At 72.9% G+C, this 15,178-nt stretch carries 19 protein-coding genes; 9 read left to right on the top strand and 10 right to left on the bottom strand.

Translation table 11 applies throughout. The features are described 5' to 3' along the window. Both M3148_RS06045 and M3148_RS06040 read right to left on the bottom strand, forming a co-directional pair. Window positions 1–193 (bottom strand): hypothetical protein (locus M3148_RS06045; RefSeq protein ID WP_251303775.1); only part of this gene is annotated, 193 nt, incomplete at its 3' end. Between the two features lie 63 nt (window positions 194–256). Then, window positions 257–817, bottom strand: a complete 561-nt coding sequence (locus M3148_RS06040; protein WP_251303774.1) for a hypothetical protein — start codon at window positions 815–817, stop codon at window positions 257–259. Window positions 818–1,323: 506 nt separating this feature from the next. Here M3148_RS06040 and M3148_RS06035 point away from each other — a divergent pair. Beyond that, window positions 1,324–1,779, top strand: a complete 456-nt coding sequence (locus M3148_RS06035) for a hypothetical protein (RefSeq protein ID WP_251303773.1) — start codon at window positions 1,324–1,326, stop codon at window positions 1,777–1,779. Window positions 1,780–1,948: 169 nt separating this feature from the next. On the opposite strand, the gene M3148_RS06030 is transcribed toward M3148_RS06035, so the two are convergent. After that, window positions 1,949–2,881, bottom strand: a complete 933-nt coding sequence (locus M3148_RS06030; protein ID WP_251303794.1) for an aldo/keto reductase — start codon at window positions 2,879–2,881, stop codon at window positions 1,949–1,951. A 91-nt stretch (window positions 2,882–2,972) separates the two neighbouring features. Beyond that, window positions 2,973–4,337, bottom strand: a complete 1,365-nt coding sequence (locus tag M3148_RS06025) for a cryptochrome/photolyase family protein (protein ID WP_251303772.1) — start codon at window positions 4,335–4,337, stop codon at window positions 2,973–2,975. A gap of 124 nt (window positions 4,338–4,461) precedes the next feature. On the opposite strand from M3148_RS06025, the gene M3148_RS06020 reads away from it, so the two are divergent. From M3148_RS06020 to M3148_RS17780, 6 genes are all read left to right on the top strand, one after another. Further along, window positions 4,462–5,259 carry a ferritin-like domain-containing protein gene (locus M3148_RS06020; RefSeq protein WP_251303771.1) on the top strand — a complete coding sequence of 266 codons (798 nt, stop codon included), beginning with the start codon at window positions 4,462–4,464 and terminating at the stop codon, window positions 5,257–5,259. Continuing rightward, the gene (locus M3148_RS06015; RefSeq protein ID WP_251303770.1) at window positions 5,256–6,101 is read left to right on the top strand and encodes a hypothetical protein; all 846 of its coding nucleotides are present in this window, start codon (window positions 5,256–5,258) and stop codon (window positions 6,099–6,101) included. Before M3148_RS06020 ends, M3148_RS06015 begins: the two co-directional genes overlap by 4 nt. A 37-nt stretch (window positions 6,102–6,138) precedes the next feature. Beyond that, window positions 6,139–6,474 (top strand): 2-polyprenylphenol hydroxylase, encoded by a 336-nt coding sequence (locus tag M3148_RS06010; protein WP_251303769.1) that lies wholly within the window; start codon window positions 6,139–6,141, stop codon window positions 6,472–6,474. A 56-nt stretch (window positions 6,475–6,530) separates the two neighbouring features. Further along, a complete protein-coding gene (locus M3148_RS06005) occupies window positions 6,531–6,968 on the top strand; it encodes a PH domain-containing protein (RefSeq protein ID WP_251303768.1) in 438 nt (145 codons plus the stop codon). Between the two features lie 128 nt (window positions 6,969–7,096). Next, window positions 7,097–7,789 (top strand): NADPH-dependent F420 reductase, encoded by a 693-nt coding sequence (locus tag M3148_RS06000; RefSeq protein WP_251303767.1) that lies wholly within the window; start codon window positions 7,097–7,099, stop codon window positions 7,787–7,789. An 86-nt stretch (window positions 7,790–7,875) separates the two neighbouring features. Beyond that, window positions 7,876–8,010 (top strand): hypothetical protein, encoded by a 135-nt coding sequence (locus tag M3148_RS17780; RefSeq protein ID WP_285883312.1) that lies wholly within the window; start codon window positions 7,876–7,878, stop codon window positions 8,008–8,010. Window positions 8,011–8,013: 3 nt separating this feature from the next. On the opposite strand, the gene M3148_RS05995 is transcribed toward M3148_RS17780, so the two are convergent. Genes M3148_RS05995 through M3148_RS05980 form a run of 4 tightly spaced genes read right to left on the bottom strand, consistent with a single transcriptional unit; the run spans window position 8,014 to window position 11,381 of the window. Continuing rightward, window positions 8,014–8,418, bottom strand: coding sequence for a hypothetical protein (locus tag M3148_RS05995; protein ID WP_251303766.1), 405 nt, complete (start codon window positions 8,416–8,418; stop codon window positions 8,014–8,016). A gap of 31 nt (window positions 8,419–8,449) precedes the next feature. Next, window positions 8,450–9,289, bottom strand: coding sequence for an ABC transporter ATP-binding protein (locus M3148_RS05990; RefSeq protein ID WP_251303765.1), 840 nt, complete (start codon window positions 9,287–9,289; stop codon window positions 8,450–8,452). Beyond that, window positions 9,286–10,335 carry a FecCD family ABC transporter permease gene (locus M3148_RS05985; RefSeq protein ID WP_308203216.1) on the bottom strand — a complete coding sequence of 350 codons (1,050 nt, stop codon included), beginning with the start codon at window positions 10,333–10,335 and terminating at the stop codon, window positions 9,286–9,288. The genes M3148_RS05990 and M3148_RS05985 overlap by 4 nt, the downstream gene beginning before the upstream one ends. Then, window positions 10,332–11,381: a FecCD family ABC transporter permease gene (locus M3148_RS05980; protein WP_251303764.1), complete on the bottom strand. Its 1,050-nt coding sequence runs from the start codon at window positions 11,379–11,381 to the stop codon at window positions 10,332–10,334. The genes M3148_RS05985 and M3148_RS05980 overlap by 4 nt, the downstream gene beginning before the upstream one ends. 25 nt (window positions 11,382–11,406) lie before the next feature. Here M3148_RS05980 and M3148_RS05975 point away from each other — a divergent pair, with 25 nt between their 5' ends. Continuing rightward, window positions 11,407–12,453, top strand: a complete 1,047-nt coding sequence (locus M3148_RS05975; protein WP_251303763.1) for an iron-siderophore ABC transporter substrate-binding protein — start codon at window positions 11,407–11,409, stop codon at window positions 12,451–12,453. Continuing rightward, window positions 12,450–13,277: a siderophore-interacting protein gene (locus M3148_RS05970; RefSeq protein WP_251303762.1), complete on the top strand. Its 828-nt coding sequence runs from the start codon at window positions 12,450–12,452 to the stop codon at window positions 13,275–13,277. The genes M3148_RS05975 and M3148_RS05970 overlap by 4 nt, the downstream gene beginning before the upstream one ends. On the opposite strand, the gene M3148_RS05965 is transcribed toward M3148_RS05970, so the two are convergent. Together M3148_RS05965 and M3148_RS05960 are read right to left on the bottom strand one after the other, a co-directional pair. Then, window positions 13,262–14,233 (bottom strand): NAD(P)/FAD-dependent oxidoreductase, encoded by a 972-nt coding sequence (locus M3148_RS05965; RefSeq protein ID WP_251303761.1) that lies wholly within the window; start codon window positions 14,231–14,233, stop codon window positions 13,262–13,264. The two genes, M3148_RS05970 and M3148_RS05965, sit on opposite strands and share 16 nt — an antisense overlap. Window positions 14,234–14,658: 425 nt before the next feature. After that, window positions 14,659–15,120 (bottom strand): SRPBCC family protein, encoded by a 462-nt coding sequence (locus M3148_RS05960; protein WP_251303760.1) that lies wholly within the window; start codon window positions 15,118–15,120, stop codon window positions 14,659–14,661. Window positions 15,121–15,178 lie beyond the last annotated feature (58 nt).

Genomic DNA, 15,178 nt, shown 5'->3' with positions numbered 1-15,178 from the left:
GTTGGTCAACGTCGAGGTCCTCGGAACGAACGGTTGCTTGGTCGCTACCGATCATCGAGGACCTCGACCCATACCCGCCCTCAACTACCGCCGCGAGTCCCGCTCCCCACCAGAAGTCCGAAGAGCCCGCAAAGGGATCGCTCAGTGGCACGGCACGCAACACGAGCATGACGTCGATGATTACGCCGGCCATGTGGCGTAATGCTCAGTCTCTATCAGCGACGGCTTCGGGGCGCTATACCGCAGTCAGGGGGTCTCATTGCACTGTGTTCACGAGCGTCGTGTACTCGTTGAGCAGTCGGCGTAAAAGATTCACGTATGGCAAGCGGGAGAACTGAAGCGTGAGCGGTGTGGGGAATCCATCGCTCGAGACGTCAAAGTCGTCCTCGGACTGCCAGCCGACGTCACGCCACTCGACCACGTCGTCGTGGAGAACAAGCTCAGCAGTCACCGCACCGCAGCTGACGTCTGCGCATACCGGACAGCGAAGCAGGACCACGCGGCCACCGGGTAGCTCCCCCGGAAGCTCGCCAAGGAGGCTCCGCAGGCTACTCACTGCCAGCTCTGGCCAGAAGTCGTCTGAGCGGAACGGCGGGTGATCAGAAGGAAGCCCCGCATCTTCCGGCCAGCCGGACCGCTGTGCGACCACCTGACGCAGCGACACTCCATCGACAAGCCAGTCCTGAAAGACGTGCTCCTCTACCGACTCCTTCAGCCGAAACCATCCGCTGTAGTGGGTGATCTGCGTGATCGCGGGCGCTGTCTCGAGGACATTCATCGTGGCGCCTGGCATCCCGCGCGAGGTGCGGTCCGACATGTCGACATGATCGCACCTCTCGTCCACTGAAAAGCCGCAGGGCGCGAACGGGAGAGTTCCCACGAGGCCGACGCGGCGATGCCCCGACGACCGCAGTTGTTCTCCGCCGCAATCAACGAGTGTCCAGAGACCACCACTCCAGAGCGTCCCAAGAGTAACCCACCACGGAGACCGCCCTCCGCGGGGCGTGCGCCTACCTCTGCGCTCCAGTCCGACCGTCCCGCAAGACCCGCCCTGTGATGTGTCCGGGGATGGGGCGGTGAATGACGGGTGATGTCCTAGTGGGCGGGAGCAGCGCGCTGTGCCGGTCAACTGGGCTCAACGGGCGTGCAATAGAACCGCCAATGGCGGCGTGTTGTGCAGGAATGGCGTGCTCTCGGCAAGCTGCCGAGAGAGTCTGGGTGCCGGGCTGGGAGTGCTCCGCACGGCTCGGAACTTCGATAGCGTGCACACGTCAGCTGTCGACGGGAGGGCGCGCACCGATGCGGCCGAGAACTGGTCTAGTGGTGGCGGTCTTCGCAGCCGCGGCGATGAGTGGCTGCGCCGAGAGCGCGGATGCCGGGGTGGCGCCGCTGCCCGAGCCCGTGGTCGCGTCCTCAGCCCCGGCGCCGGCGCCGTCACCGGCCGAGGACGCCGACATCTGCACCGCCTACGGCGACGTCCTCACCATTCTCGAGAACGCCGACATCGCGCTCGACGACGGTCGCATGGAGCCGCAGGAGCATCAGGGCTGGCACAAGCTCGCCACGCGCGTCCTCGACCGCCTCCCGTCCAGCGGGGACGGGCCCGTGCGCTCGGCCGTCACTGACCTTAAGGAAGCTGCGCCGGCCGTGCCCTCGGGCTTTGGCCGGGCCCCGGAGGGGGTCCGTTCCCCGGAGTGGTACGCCGCCGAGGAGGCCCTGGGTGCCGCCTGCGACGAGCTCGGCACGCCGCTCGCCATATCGATGTTCACCGGCGGGTGACCCTGTACCGCCCGCGGGTGTGCCGCGGGCACACGGGGTCGTCACGGTGCTCGCCACGCTCGCGGGCCTCGCGCAGACGAGCGGGAGCGGGCCCGGCGCCAGGCGCGCACGTAGGACTGGAGCGGGTCCATCCGACGAGTCGGTGAGCGGCCGGAGAGTGGCACGTCGGTCAGGGGACGGCGTGCCCCGCGGCGCAGACCAGGCCGTACCACTCGGCCCGCGTGAGCGGGATGTCCGACCCGGCACTCGCGGCCGTGACGCGCTCCGGCGTCGTCGTCCCCAGGACCACCTGCATGCCGGCGGGGTGCCGCGTGATCCACGCCGTCGCGATCGCGAGGGGCGTGACGTCGTAGTGTGCCGCGAGGCGGTCGAGCTCGGCGTTGAGCTCGGGGTGGTCCTCCGCCCCGAGGAAGACGCCGCTGCCGTCGCGCTTCTGGAACGGCGACCACGCCTGGACGGTGATGCCGTGGATGCGGCAGTAGTCGAGAACCCCACCGCCGTCGCGGACGACGGCGCCGTCCGCCGTCATGTTGGCGGCCAGGCCCTGGGTGACGATCTCCGAGTGCGAGAGGGACAGCTGGAGCTGGTTCGCGACGATCGGCTGACGCACGGCCGTGCGGAGGAGATCGATCTGGCGGGGCGTGTGGTTGGAGACCCCGAACGCGCGGACCTTGCCGGACTGCTCGAGCTGGTCGAAGGCGCGGGCCACCTCGTCCGGCTCGACGAGGGCGTCGGGGCGGTGGAGGAGCAGGACGTCGACGTAGTCGGTGCGCAGCGCCCGCAGGGAGCCCTCCACCGAGGAGACGATGTGGTCGTAGGAGAAGTCGTAGGACCCCTCCGCGGGCACGATGCCGGTCTTCGTCTGGAGGATGACCTCCGCGCGCTCCGACGGGCTCAGGCCGAGCGCCGAGCCGAACCGGTCCTCGCAGGCGTGCATCTGCCCGCCGTAGATGTCGGCGTGGTCGAAGAAGGAGACTTCCGCCTCGCGGGCGGCGCGGTAGAGGCTGCGGATCTCGTCGTCGGACTTGTCGCGGATCCGCATCATCCCGGCGACGACGTTGGGGACGAGGGTGTCGGTCGGTCCCAGGGGCACGCTGCGCATCGTCACGGTGTCCTCTTCCTCTGCCCTCACAGGGCGGTGTCGGTGTCGGGGCAACGCTACGGGCTGCACGTGGATCTCGCGTGGGGTCATGTCACCTGCCGGAGCGGCTGCCCTTGGCCTCCTCGTAGCGGCGCAGCGCCTCGACCCGCTCCGCGGCGTGGTCGACGATGCGCTCGGGATAACCGTGGGCGAGGCCGTCGGGCACCTTCCACGGCTGGTGCACGGCGGCGCCGGGAACGTGCGCGAGCTCGGGCACGTAGCGGCGGACGTACGCGCCGTCGGGGTCGAAGCGCTCCCCCTGTGTGACGGGGTTGAAGACACGGAAGTACGGGGCGGCGTCGGTCCCGGTCCCCGCGACCCACTGCCAGCCGTGGTTGTTGGAGGCGATGTCGCCGTCGCGCAGGTGCTCGAGGAAGTACCGCGCCCCGTGGCCCCACCACACGTGCAGGTCCTTGACGAGGAAGCTCGCGACGACCATCCGCACCCGGTTGTGCATCCACCCCTCGGCGAGCAGCTGCCGCATGCCCGCGTCGACGAAGGGGAAGCCCGTCCGCCCCTCCTGCCAGGCCCGCACGTGGTCCGCGGCCTTGCCGCCGGGGTCCGCGTACGCCATGCCGCGCAGGTCCTCGCGCAGGTCCGACCAGGCGGACTCGGGCCGGTGCCACAGGACGTCGGCGTAGAACTCGCGCCAGCACAGCTCGGTGACGTAGCGCTGCGCGCCCTCCGTGCGCCCGGCGGGGTGCGCGGCGATGTCGGCGAGCATCGTGCGCGGGTGGATGGTGCCGTACTTGAGGTGCACCGACATCCGGGAGGTCACGTCGAGGTCGGGCCGGTCGCGGCCGTCGCCGTAGTCCTCGAGGTCCTCCTCGAGGAACTCCTCCCAGCGGGCGTGTGCCGACGCCTCGCCGCAGCTGACGTCCGCCTCCGCGTCCCAGGGGAGGGGTGAGGACTCGACGCCGCGGTGCCAGCGCAGGCCGTCGGGCAGCGGCGCGGGTCGTGGCCAGCCGTGCTCGTGCCAGGCGCGGGAGAACGGGGTGAAGACCTGGAAGGGTCTGCCGTCGGCCTTGCGCACGAGCCCCGGCCCGACGGCATAGGGCGTGCCGGTCGCGACGAGCGGCACCTCGTCCAGGGCGCGGTCGACCCGCTCGTCGCGGTCGCGGCCGTACGGGGTGGTCTCCCGGCTGACGTGGACGCTGCCGGCACCAACCTCGCGCACGAGCCGCGGGATCTCCTCCTCCGGCCGTCCGACGCGGACGACGACGGCGCCGTCGTAGGACTCGTCGAGCTCGGCGAGGGCGGCGGCGAGGTGGGCGCGGCGCACCGCCCCCGCCGACGCGAGGAGCGCCGGGTCTGCGACGAACACGGGCAGCACCTCACCGCCCGCCTCGTGGGCGGCGAGCAGGGCCGGCAGGTCGTGCAGGCGCAGGTCGCGGCGCAGCCACAGCAGAGCAGTCATGGGCGCCATCATCCGGCGCGGCCCGCGGTGACGCCCGCTGGTGTGCCGACCCATCCGCCGGGCGTCCAGCTCCGAACCACGGGCGTGGTGGCACCGGCCGCCCGACCGACCGGAGGGAGAGGCCATGGCCTTCGACATCGACCGCTACGCCCGCGAGTCACAAGCCCTGCGCTGGGAGGACCTCGACCTGGACGCCTTCCGGCGGGACCCGCTCCCGCCCGAGACCCTGCGGGTGCTGCGGTACATGTGCGACGTCGAGTTCCACACGGTGTGCTACCTCCGCGACATGCTCGTGACCCCGTCACGCCGCGACGGGGAGGTGAGCACCTTCATGACGATCTGGAACCGGGAGGAGTTCTGGCACGGGGAGGCCCTGTCCCGCGTGCTCGCGCTCCACGGGATCACCATCGAGTTCGACGAGGTGAAGGCGCGGCGGATCAAGGTCGGCTGGCGCGACCGGCTCGCGCCCGTGAGGCAGTCGGTGCTGTCGAACATCGTCGGGAAGGACTTTATCGCGGTCCACATGACCTGGGGCGCCCTCAACGAGTGGTCCACCGCGGCTGGGTACAAGCGCCTCGCTGCTCTCACGCCCCACCCCGTGCTCGAGACGCTCCTGCGCCGCATCGCCGCGCAGGAGAGCAAGCACATCGCGTTCTACACGACGCAGGCAAGGGCGAGGCTCGAGGGCAACCTCAAGGCCCAGCGCCTCGTGCGGCTGGCGCTGCGGACGGCGTGGGAGCCCGTCGGGTCGGGCATCTCGCGTGAGGAGGACGTCAACTTCGTCCTCTCCCACCTGTTCTCGGGCCCGGACGGCCGCAAGGAGGTCGAGGCCATCGACCGGCACCTCTCCCGGCTGCCCGGCCTGGACGGGCTGCGTCTGGTGTCGGACGCGGTCGACGCGCGCGGGATGGTGGCGGCATGAGCGCGTTCGACGTGCGGGCGTACACGCGGGACCCGCTCGACCTGCGCGAGTCAGGGACGCCTGGGCCGTCCGGGCTCCGGCCGGCCGCCCTCGACGCGGTCGCCTACCTCTGGTCGGTCGAGGGGGCCGCACTCGACCGGGTCCGTGACGTCCTCGTGACGCCGACCCATGCCGACGCCCGGGTCACCGCCTTCCTCATCACGTGGACCTTCGAGCAGCACGCCCTCGCCGACCGCCTGGCCGGCGTGCTTGCGGTCAACGGGCGCGCCGCCGTGCCGCCGCCGGACTCGCGGCAGGGCCGCGCGCGACGAGTGTGGGACGAGCGGGTGGCCCCGACGGTCGGAGCCGTGCGCAGCAACCTTCTCGGCGCGGATGTCACGAGCGGGCAGCTGTCCGCCGGCTGGCTCGACGCGGCGACGACCGGACTGCTCCACCGTCGTCTCGCCGAGCTGGACCCTCGGCTCGCGGAGCTGTCGCGGCTGGTTCACGCGCTCAAGGCGCGCCACCTGGAGTTCTTCGCCGCGGAGCTCGACTGGCGGCTGAGCATCGGCCCGTCGTCCTTGGCCGCACTGGGCCGCGCCGGCTCCGTCTCCGGCGCGCGCCGGCACGGGCGGCGTGCTGCTGCTGCCTGGAGATGGCCCGGGACCCGGTACGTGGACCCGGGACCCGCCAGAGAGGTCGCCCGTCAGCTCCTCGGCCGGCACGGGGGGATCGAGGAGGTGCGGGCCCTGGACGCGAGTTTTGCCGCGTTCCCCGGCCTCGGCACGTCCCGCCCGATCGAGGCTGGGCTGTGCGCCCTGCTCGGCGGAAGCCGCCGCGCGCCCGAGCCGGCGGGTGTCTAGGGTGCTGAGGACCGGCGGGTGGTGCAAGGAGGCGATCATGACGGGATCGCGGGCGGCTCCGCGGAACGCTGAGGACGACTCCACGACCGACGACGAGCGGTGGCTCGTCCTCGACAGGCGCCGGTGGCGCCGGCAGGACCCCACCCTCCCGCCGGAGGTCGCCCACCGGTTGCTGTCCCACCTCGGTCGGGGGCGCTCCGCCGTCCGGGCGCTGAAGAAGGCCGGGCAGGACCCGGCCCCTGCCCGGGAGCGCGTGGGCCTGGCCAAGCACGGCCTCGGCGAGCGCGGCACCCCGTGGTGGGAGCAGGACGACGCCGAGCGGTGCCGGCGCTGGGCGACGGCCCTCGCCCGGCTCGACGAGCTCGACGACTGACCGCCCCGGCCGCCAACGGACAGACACGGCACCGGGCCGCCTGACAGGCTGCGGCCATGGGGAGCGACCGGCGCGAGGAGCAGCCGCGCGTCCTCCTGCGTCAAGAGGTGCGGCGCTGGGAGTGGGTGATGCTGGCGGTGCTGGTGGTCGCCGCGTTCGCCGTCGTGTGGTGGATCGTGACCAGGAACCGGTCGGGCAGCCTCCTGCCGATGCTGCCGAGCACCGTCTTCTTCGCGATCTTCGTCCTCACGCTGCTGCGGCCCAAGCGGGTCGAGCTGCGCGACACCGAGCTCGTGCTGCGTTCCGCCGTGCGCACCCGGCGCGTCCCGTACGAGGAGATCGTGGCCGTCCGCGGCGACATCCCCAGCCGGATCGACTGGAGCACCCGCCTCTCGGTCGAGCTGCGCGACGGGCGCAGCGTCGCGGTGCCCTCCACCCGCGAGCCGCTCACCCTCGTCCACGAACTGATCTCCGAGCGCCTGTCGCCGAGCTGATCCGAAGTCCGCGACACGCGCGCGACACGCCGGGACACCTGTCGCCCAGTAGCCCCGGCGGCGGACTTCGGATCGGCCCAGCGTCACCGCCGTGGAATGCCAGCGCCGCCGATCCGGTTGCAGCGCCCATGACAACGATCGGACTCATCGGCAGTGGACACATCGGCAGCGCCCTCGCGCGTCTCGCGGTCGCCGCGGGGCACGAGGTGGTGCTGAGCAACAGCCGCGGGCCGGAGACGCTCTCCGACCTTGTCGCGGAGCTCGGCCCGCTCGCCCGGGCGGCGACGGCGCAGGAGGCGGCCGCGGCCGGCGAGATCGTCGTCGTGACGGTCCCGTTCACCGCCTACCGGAAGGTGCCGGTCGAGCCGCTGCGCGGCAAGGTCGTCATCGACACGAACAACTACTACCACGAGCGTGACGGCCACATCTCCGAGCTCGACGACGAGTCGACGACGGTGAGCGAGCTGCTCCAGGAGCACCTGCGCGGGTCCAAGGTCGTCAAGGCCTTCAACAACATCAACTTCGCCCACCTCGCCGAGCTCCCGCGCCCGGCCGGCAGCCCCGAGCGCTCCGCCATCCCCATCGCCGGGGACGACGCCGCCGCCAAGGAGCAGGTCACCGCGTTCGTCGACTCGATCGGCTACGACGTCGTCGACGCCGGGCCGCTCGCCGAGGGCTGGCGCTACCAGCGTGACACCGCGGCCTACGGGACGGTCTACGTGACCCCCGGGACCACCTACCCCGACTGGACCGCGCAGCCCGCGCCGGCCGCCGTCGTCGAGGAGGCGCTCGCAGCCGCGCGGCGCTACCGGGAGATGTAGCCCCACTCCTCACATCCGGTCCGGTCCGGCCGATGGTCATGGACATCAGCCGGCAGACCGCCGGCGGACCGGACGGAGGTGGCGGCGTGACCGCAACGGTGGACCAGCAGGCCCCGGCGCAGCGTCCCAGCTCCTGGCGGGACAAGGTCTTCGCGCAGTACGAGACCGACCAGGCGCGGCTCCGGGTGCTCCTCACGGAGGACGTGGAGGAGCACCTGTAGACCTCAGCGGGCGCCGAGCAGCTCCTCGAGGGTCGCGACCCGCACCTCCTGGGCGGCTTGCCGCGCCACCTCTGCGTCGAGCGTGACGAAGGCGTCGGCCTGCAGCCGGGTCAGCGCGACGTACTCCGCCGTCCCCGTGTCCTCCCACGACATCCGCTCGGCCACGTCCCACGCCGCCCGCAGCAGCACCCGGTCCCCCAGCACCCGGATCCGCAGGCTGCGGACGTGGTCGAAGCAGGCCTGCGCCTCCTCGCGGCTCACCTGCCCGGCGCGAGTGCAGCGGTACAGGAGCGAGAGCAGCTCCGAGCGCAGGAGCGTCGGCGCCAGCAACTGCGCCCCCCTGCCCGGCCTGACAGCTCCGAGGCCGAGCTCGAGCGCGACATCGGCACCGATGACGTAGCGCGGCATGGCACTCCCACTCCCTCCACGGAAGTGCCCGCTATTCCACCGTAGTATGCGCCTTCCCGCCACCCGGGCCACGGTCCCAGTCGCCCGTCGCGGGGACGACGAGCGGCGTGTGCGAGACGGGGTCGTCGATGACGACGCAGGGCAGGCCGAAGACCTCCCGGACGAGCTCCGCCGTCATGATCGACGACGGCGCACCGCTCGCCACCACCTCCCCGTCCTTCATGACGACGAGGTGGGTCGCGTACCGCGCCGCGTGGTTGAGGTCGTGGAGGACGGCGACGATCGTGCGTCCCTGCCGGTGGAGCTGGGTGAACAGGTCGAGGAGCTCGATCTGGTGGGCGATGTCGAGGAAGGTCGTCGGCTCGTCGAGGAGGAGGATCTCGGCCTGCTGGGCCAGGGCCATCGCCACCCACACCCGCTGCCGCTGCCCGCCGGAGAGCTCGGCGACGAGACGGTCGGCCAGCGACTCGGTGCTGGTCGCCTCCAGGGCATGCCACACGGCGTCGTCGTCCTCCGCCGTCCACTGCCGCACGATCCGCTGGTGCGGGAAGCGGCCGCGGGAGACGAGGTCGGAGACGGTGATGCCGTCCGGTGCCTCACTGCTCTGCGGCAGCAGCCCGACGACGCGGGCCACCTCCTTGGACCGGTACTCCGCGAGCGCGCGGCCGTCGAGCACGACCTCCCCGGCCCGGGGCCGCAGCACGCGCGCCAGGGCCCGTAGCAGGGTCGACTTCCCGCACGCGTTGGGCCCGATGATCGCCGTGAACGACCCGTCGGGGACGGCGACGGACAGGTCGGTGGACACGGTCCGTCGCTCGTAGGCGAGGGTGAGGTCGCGGGCGGCGAGCCGCGCGCAGGGAAGGTCGGTCACCGTCGTCGCGCCTCGATCATGAGTAGTGCCAGGAGATAGATGCCGCCGCCCACCACCGTGACGATCCCGACCGGGACGTCACCGCCGGGCAGCGCGTGCTGGGCGACGACGTCGGCGCCGAGCATGACGAGCGAGCCGGTCACGGCCGCCGGCAGGAGGGGCAGGCCGGCGCTGCCGGTGAGCCGCCGCGCGATCTGCGGCGCGGCGAGCGCGACAAAGGCGATGGGGCCGGCCGTGGCCGTGACGACGGCGGTGAGCGCGACGCCGCCGAGGACGAGCAGCAGCCGCGCGGGCTCCACGCGCAGGCCGTGGGCGCGGGCGGCGTCGTCGCCGAGCTCGAGCTGGCGCAGGGCCGGGGCGAGCAGCCCGAGCGGCGTGAGGAGCGCGAGAGCAAGGAAGGCCGGGACCGCCTCGTCCCAGCCGACGAGCGAGATCGACCCGGCGCCCCAGATCGCCGCCGCCATCGCCACCTCGGTCTCCGCCCGCAGCAGGAGGTAGGTGTTGACGGCGTGCAGCGCCGCCGTCACGGCGATGCCGACGATGATGAGCCGGAAGCCGAGGATCCCACCCCGGTAGGCGAGGAGGTAGACGACGACGGCGGTGCCCAGCCCGCCCAGCAGCGCACCGATCGTCGTGGACAGGGCGGCGGTCCCCGCGACCGTGAGCACGAGGAGAGCGCCGGTGTAGGAGCCGGTGACGAAGCCGATGATGTCCGGGGAGCCGAGCGGGTTGCGGGTGAGCGACTGGAAGACGGCCCCCGAGACGCCGAGCGCCCCGCCGAAGACGACGGCGCTGAGCACCCGCGGCAGGCGCCACTCGACGACGACCTCGTGGGCGAAGCCGCTCGCCGGGTCGAGGGCCGCCCGCACCACCTCGACCGGTGAGAGCGGGTAGTCGCCCAGCCCGAGGGCGAGCAGCGCGAGGAGGACGGTGACCCCGGCCAGCACGGCGGTGACGGCGACCTGGCGGCGCGGCACCCGGCGGGCGCTGCCGGGCACCCCCACGGTCCGCGCGCGGTGCGCCGCCCGCGGCGCCGACACGCTCACAGCCCGCTCACCCCCCGGCGGCGCACGAGCGCGATGAGTACCGGGGCGCCGAGCACGGCGGTGACGATCCCGGCGGGCAGCTCCCCGGGCAGCAGGACGACGCGCCCGACGACGTCGGCGGACAGGAGGAGGATCGGGGCGAGGACCATCGTGTAGGCCATGATCCACCGCTGGTCCGGGCCCGCGATCCACCGCGCCACGTGCGGGACCATGAGGCCGACGAACGCGATCGGCCCGGCGATCGCCGTCGCCCCGCCCGCCAGCACGGTGATGACGAGGACCGACAGCACCCGCACGAGCGGCAGCCGCGCCCCGAGCGAGCGCGCGAGGTCGTCCCCGAGCGCGACGGCGTTGAGGGAGGGGGCCAGCGCGAGCGCGAGGACGAGGGCGGCCACGAGGAAGGGGGCGAGCGCGGTGAGCGCCGTCGCGTCCCGCCCCGCGAGGGAGCCGGACTCCCAGGACCGCATCGCCTGGAAGCTCGCCGGGTCCGCGAGCACCATCGCCGAGGTGATCCCACTCAGCACCGCCCCCAGCGCGACGCCGGCGAGCGTGAGCGTCACCGGGCGGGCGCCGCTCCGCAGCGAGGAGCCGACGGCGTAGACGAGCACCGCCGCCGCAAAGGCACCGCCGAAGGCGAACCACAGGTAGCCCCACACGCTCGTCACGCCGAGCACCCCGACGGCGATCGCGACGGCGAAGGCCGCGCCGGCGTTGACGCCGAGGATGCCCGGGTCGGCGAGCGGGTTGCGGGTCAGGGCCTGGATGAGCGCCCCCGCCACTCCGAGCGCGGCACCGGCGGCCAGTGCGATCCCGGTGCGCGGCAGCCGCCCGTCGAGGACGACGGTCGTCTCCACCGGGTCGGGGTTGGTGCCGAGCAGCGCCCCGAGGACGTCGGCCGGTGCGATGGCCCGGGAGCCGACGGCCATGCTCGCCACGAGAGCCAGCAGGAGGACCGCGAGGACAACGAGCAGCCACAGGGCGCGGGTGCGTCCGCGCCGGGCCCGACCGGGGTCCTGCGCTGCCGGGCTCTTGACCAAGGTCCGCACGAGTACTTAGGTTAGCCTCACCTACGTGCCCGGTGGACCACCGGGCGACTTCCTCCGAGAGGCCACCATGCCCCGACGCCGCCCTGCCGCGCGAGCCCTGACCGCGACGGTCCTCCTGTCCCTCACCCTCGCCGCGTGCGGGGACGACGGCGGCTCGCAGGAGCCGGAGGACCAGGCGGAGCCGGCGACGACGGACGGCGCTTTTCCCGTCGTCGTCGAGACGACGTTCGGGGACGTCACCGTGGAGGAGGCGCCGCAGCGGGTCGTCGCGCTCGGCTGGGGGGACGCCGAGACGGCGCTGGCCCTGGACGTGCAGCCGGTCGGCGCCTCGGACTGGCTCGGCTTCGGCGGCGAGGGCGTGGGCCCGTGGGCGCAGGGCCGGTACGACGACGCCCCGGAGATCATCGAGACCATGGAGCCTTCCTTCGAGGCGATCGCCGCCCTCGAGCCGGACCTCATCCTCGACGTCAAGAGCTCGGGCGACCAGGCCCGCTACGACCGCCTCGCCTCGATCGCGCCGACGATCGGCGTGCCCGAGGGCGGCGAGAGCTACCTCACGACCACCGAGCAGCAGCTCGAGATGATCGCCGCGGCGCTCGGCAAGCAGGAGGAGGGCGAGCAGCTCCTCACCGAGCTCGAGGACACCTTCGCCCAGGCCCGCGACGACCACCCCGACTGGGAGGGGCGGACCGCCACCGCGGCCACCCTCACGTCCGAGGGCTGGGGCGCCAACGTCGAGGGCAGCGAGCGGGTGGACTTCCTCGAGAAGCTCGGCTTCGTGCAGAACCCGAAGATCGCGGAGCTGGAGGCGGACGCGTCCGGCTTCTCCGTCTCCCTGTCGGCCGAGCGCCTCGACGCCCTGGACGCAGACCTCGTCGTCGCCTTCCCCATCTTCATCGAGACGAGCGAGATCACCGAGGACCCGATGTTCCAGCAGCTCCCCGCCGTGGCGGACGGCCGCGCCGTCGTCATCGACGGGGACCTCGCCTCGGCCTACTCCCTCGGCACGGTCCTGTCCCAGCAGTACGCGATCGAGCAGATCGTGCCCATGCTCGAGGAGGCGCTCACATGACCCAGGTGCTCCAGCGGACCAAGGCCGTCCGTCCGGCCTCCGCCCGCGCCACCTACGCCCGCGTCGTGCGCACCGAGCGCGTGTGCCCGAGCTTCGTGCGCGTCGTCCTCATCGGCGCCGACGACACCCTGGACCGCACCTTCGTGCCCATGGGCTACGACCAGTGGCTGCGGCTCTTCCTCGCCGCCCCCGGTCACGAGCTTCCCGTCCTGCCCGACGGCGGACCCGAGGGCTGGTACAGCCGCTGGACCGGGATCGACCCTGAGATCCGCGGCTCGGTGCGCAACTACACCGTCCGCGCCGCCCGCCCGGTGCCCGGGGGCGGCTGGGAGATCGACATCGACTTCGTCGTCCACACCGACCCCGCCACCGGTGAGGTCGCCGGTGTGGCGGCAGCCTGGGCGCTCGCCGCCAAGCCCGGCGACGTCGTCGGCGTCCTCGACCAGGGCAGGTTCTACGCGACCGAGCCGGTCCGCGGGAAGTCCGTCGTCGTCGTCGACGAGAGCGGGCTGCCCGCGGCGGAGGGGATCGCCCGTTCCCTGCCCGACGACGAGCGCGCCGTGTTCATCGTCGAGGTGGCCCATCCCGAGGACCGCCGCCCGCTGCCGAGCTTCGCCAGCACCCGGGTGCGGTGGGCCGTGCGCGAGCCCGGCGCCCAGCCCGGGGACGCGGCCCTCAGCCTCCTGCGTGAGGAGCGGCTGGAGCCGGACGACTACGTCTACGCGGTCGGTGAGAAGGCGCTCGCGCTCGGTGCGCGCCGCTGGGCGCAGGGGGCCGGTCTGCCGAAGTCGCGGGTGGACTTCTGCTCCTACTGGCGGCGCTGAGCCGACTCCCGGGCGGCGTGCGCGTCGGCCAGCGCGAGCTCGCCATTGATGCCGATCCCCGCCCGTGAGCCAAGCTCGGCGGCGCCGAGCACCTGGCAGGACAGGTCGACGACGTTGCCGGCCGCCCACACCCCGGGCACCGAGGTGCGGCCCTCGCCGTCCGTCTCGAGGGCGGTGCCCATGTCGCTCGTGACGGTGCGGGCGCCCAGCCCGGTGAGCGCGGCGCTGTTGAGCCGGAACCGCGGGGCGATAAAGACGGCCCCGCACGCCACCCGGGTGCCGTCGTCGAGCACGACGGCGAGAGTGCCATCCTGGCCGTCGTCCAGCTCACGCGCCCTGCTCGGCACCACCCGGACGTCACGGGCGGCGAGGAGCGTGGCGGCGTCGTCGTCCATGGGGCCGGCGTCGTGGGTGACGACGGTGACGTCCTGGGACCACTGCCGCAGCAGCAGCGCCTGGTGGACCGCGCCCTCCGTGCTCTCCGCGAGGACGACGAGGGGCCGGTCACGCACCTCGTAGCCGTGGCAGTAGGGACAGTGCAGGACGTCGGAACCCCACCGCTCGGCCAGGCCGGCGACGTCGGGCAGCTCGTCGGCGATCCCGCTCGCAACGACCACCCGGCGCGCCCGTAGACGCCGGCCACCGGCCAGCTTCACCCGGAGCCTCGGGCCCGCGGCGTCCTCGACGACGACGGCGCTCGCCTCGTCCGCGACGATCTCCACCCCGTAGCCGCTCACCTCACGGCGGGCGACGGCGAGGAAGTCCGCCGGCGCGGCGCCGTCCCGGGTGAGGAACCCGTGGAGGGCCGCGGAGCACGCGTTGCGCGGACTGCCGGCGTCCACGACCGTGACGGAGCGGCGGGCGCGGCCCAGGACGAGGGCGGCGGACAGGCCCGCCGGCCCCGCACCGATGACGACGACGTCGCGGGAGTGAGGATCGGTGGAGGCGTCATCCATCCCCCTACTGTGCGACCCGTCGCGGCGGGCGGCATCCGGCGACGGCCGCCCACCCTAGCCTCGGTGGTGACCCCCCCTGCGCCTCTCCCTGCTCGACCGCTCCCGCACCCGCGCCGGTGAGGAGCACGCGGCGGCGCTGCGGGCCACGGTTGGGCGGGCGCAGCGGGCCGAGGAGTTGGGCTACCACCGGTTCCGGGTGGCCGAGCACCACGCGGCGCCGGGCGGACCGGGGCCGACGAGGTCATGGTCTCGACGTCCACCTACGACCGCGAGGACTCGCCCACGCCGACGCCGCGCTCACCGAGGCCGTGAACGCGGCGTAGCTCCCGGCCCCATGCGCCGACAGCCGGTTTCCTCCCGGCCCATGCGCCGACAGCCGGATTCCTCCCGGAGGAATCCGGCTGTCGGCGGTAGGGGGACGGGGGCTAGCTGGGGTTCTCGACGTCGCCGCGCCAGCCGCCGCTCTCGACGCCGCGCTTCTCGATGAACTCCTTGAAGCGGGCGGCGTCCGCCTTGACCTGCCGAGTGTCGAAGCCGAGCGCGGAGCCGACCTTCTCCTTGGCGTCGGACGGCTCCCAGTCGATCTGGATCATCACGCGGGTCGTCGTGTCGCTGAGCCGGTGGAAGGTGACGACACCAGCCTGCTTGACGTCGCCGCCCACGCTGCGCCACGCGATCCGCTCGTCCGGGTGCTGCTCGGTGATCTCGGTGTTGAACTCGCGCCGCTGCCCACCCACGGTCGTCACCCAGCGGTTGAGGGTGTCGGTCACCTGGGTGATCGACTCGACGCCCTCCATGAACTGCGGGAAGGACTCGAACTGCGTCCACTGGTTGTAGGCGGTGCTGACCGGGACGTCGACGTCGATCGACTCTTGTACCTGGCTCATCTCGTGCCTCCTGAAAGTCGGTGACGGTGGAGGTCCTGCCTACCAGCGGCCGGGGCGG

The sequence above is a fragment of the Georgenia satyanarayanai genome, assembly GCF_023715365.1.
Lineage (GTDB): Bacteria > Actinomycetota > Actinomycetes > Actinomycetales > Actinomycetaceae > Oceanitalea > Oceanitalea satyanarayanai_B.
This window is presented reverse-complemented; position numbering and strand designations above follow the sequence as displayed.

Excerpts from the sequence above, each read along its gene's own strand:
- M3148_RS06015 (WP_251303770.1), top strand. The coding sequence starts at position 5,256 with ATGAGCGCGTTCGACGTGCGGGCGTACACGCGGGACCCGCTCGACCTG.
- M3148_RS05995 (WP_251303766.1), bottom strand. The coding sequence starts at position 8,418 with ATGCCGCGCTACGTCATCGGTGCCGATGTCGCGCTCGAGCTCGGCCTC.
- M3148_RS05970 (WP_251303762.1), top strand. The coding sequence starts at position 12,450 with ATGACCCAGGTGCTCCAGCGGACCAAGGCCGTCCGTCCGGCCTCCGCC.
- M3148_RS05965 (WP_251303761.1), bottom strand. The coding sequence starts at position 14,233 with ATGGATGACGCCTCCACCGATCCTCACTCCCGCGACGTCGTCGTCATC.
- M3148_RS06030 (WP_251303794.1), bottom strand. The coding sequence starts at position 2,881 with ATGCGCAGCGTGCCCCTGGGACCGACCGACACCCTCGTCCCCAACGTC.
- M3148_RS06005 (WP_251303768.1), top strand. The coding sequence starts at position 6,531 with ATGGGGAGCGACCGGCGCGAGGAGCAGCCGCGCGTCCTCCTGCGTCAA.
- M3148_RS06000 (WP_251303767.1), top strand. The coding sequence starts at position 7,097 with ATGACAACGATCGGACTCATCGGCAGTGGACACATCGGCAGCGCCCTC.
- M3148_RS06010 (WP_251303769.1), top strand. The coding sequence starts at position 6,139 with ATGACGGGATCGCGGGCGGCTCCGCGGAACGCTGAGGACGACTCCACG.
- M3148_RS06020 (WP_251303771.1), top strand. The coding sequence starts at position 4,462 with ATGGCCTTCGACATCGACCGCTACGCCCGCGAGTCACAAGCCCTGCGC.
- M3148_RS06040 (WP_251303774.1), bottom strand. The coding sequence starts at position 817 with ATGTCGGACCGCACCTCGCGCGGGATGCCAGGCGCCACGATGAATGTC.
- M3148_RS06025 (WP_251303772.1), bottom strand. The coding sequence starts at position 4,337 with ATGACTGCTCTGCTGTGGCTGCGCCGCGACCTGCGCCTGCACGACCTG.
- M3148_RS05960 (WP_251303760.1), bottom strand. The coding sequence starts at position 15,120 with ATGAGCCAGGTACAAGAGTCGATCGACGTCGACGTCCCGGTCAGCACC.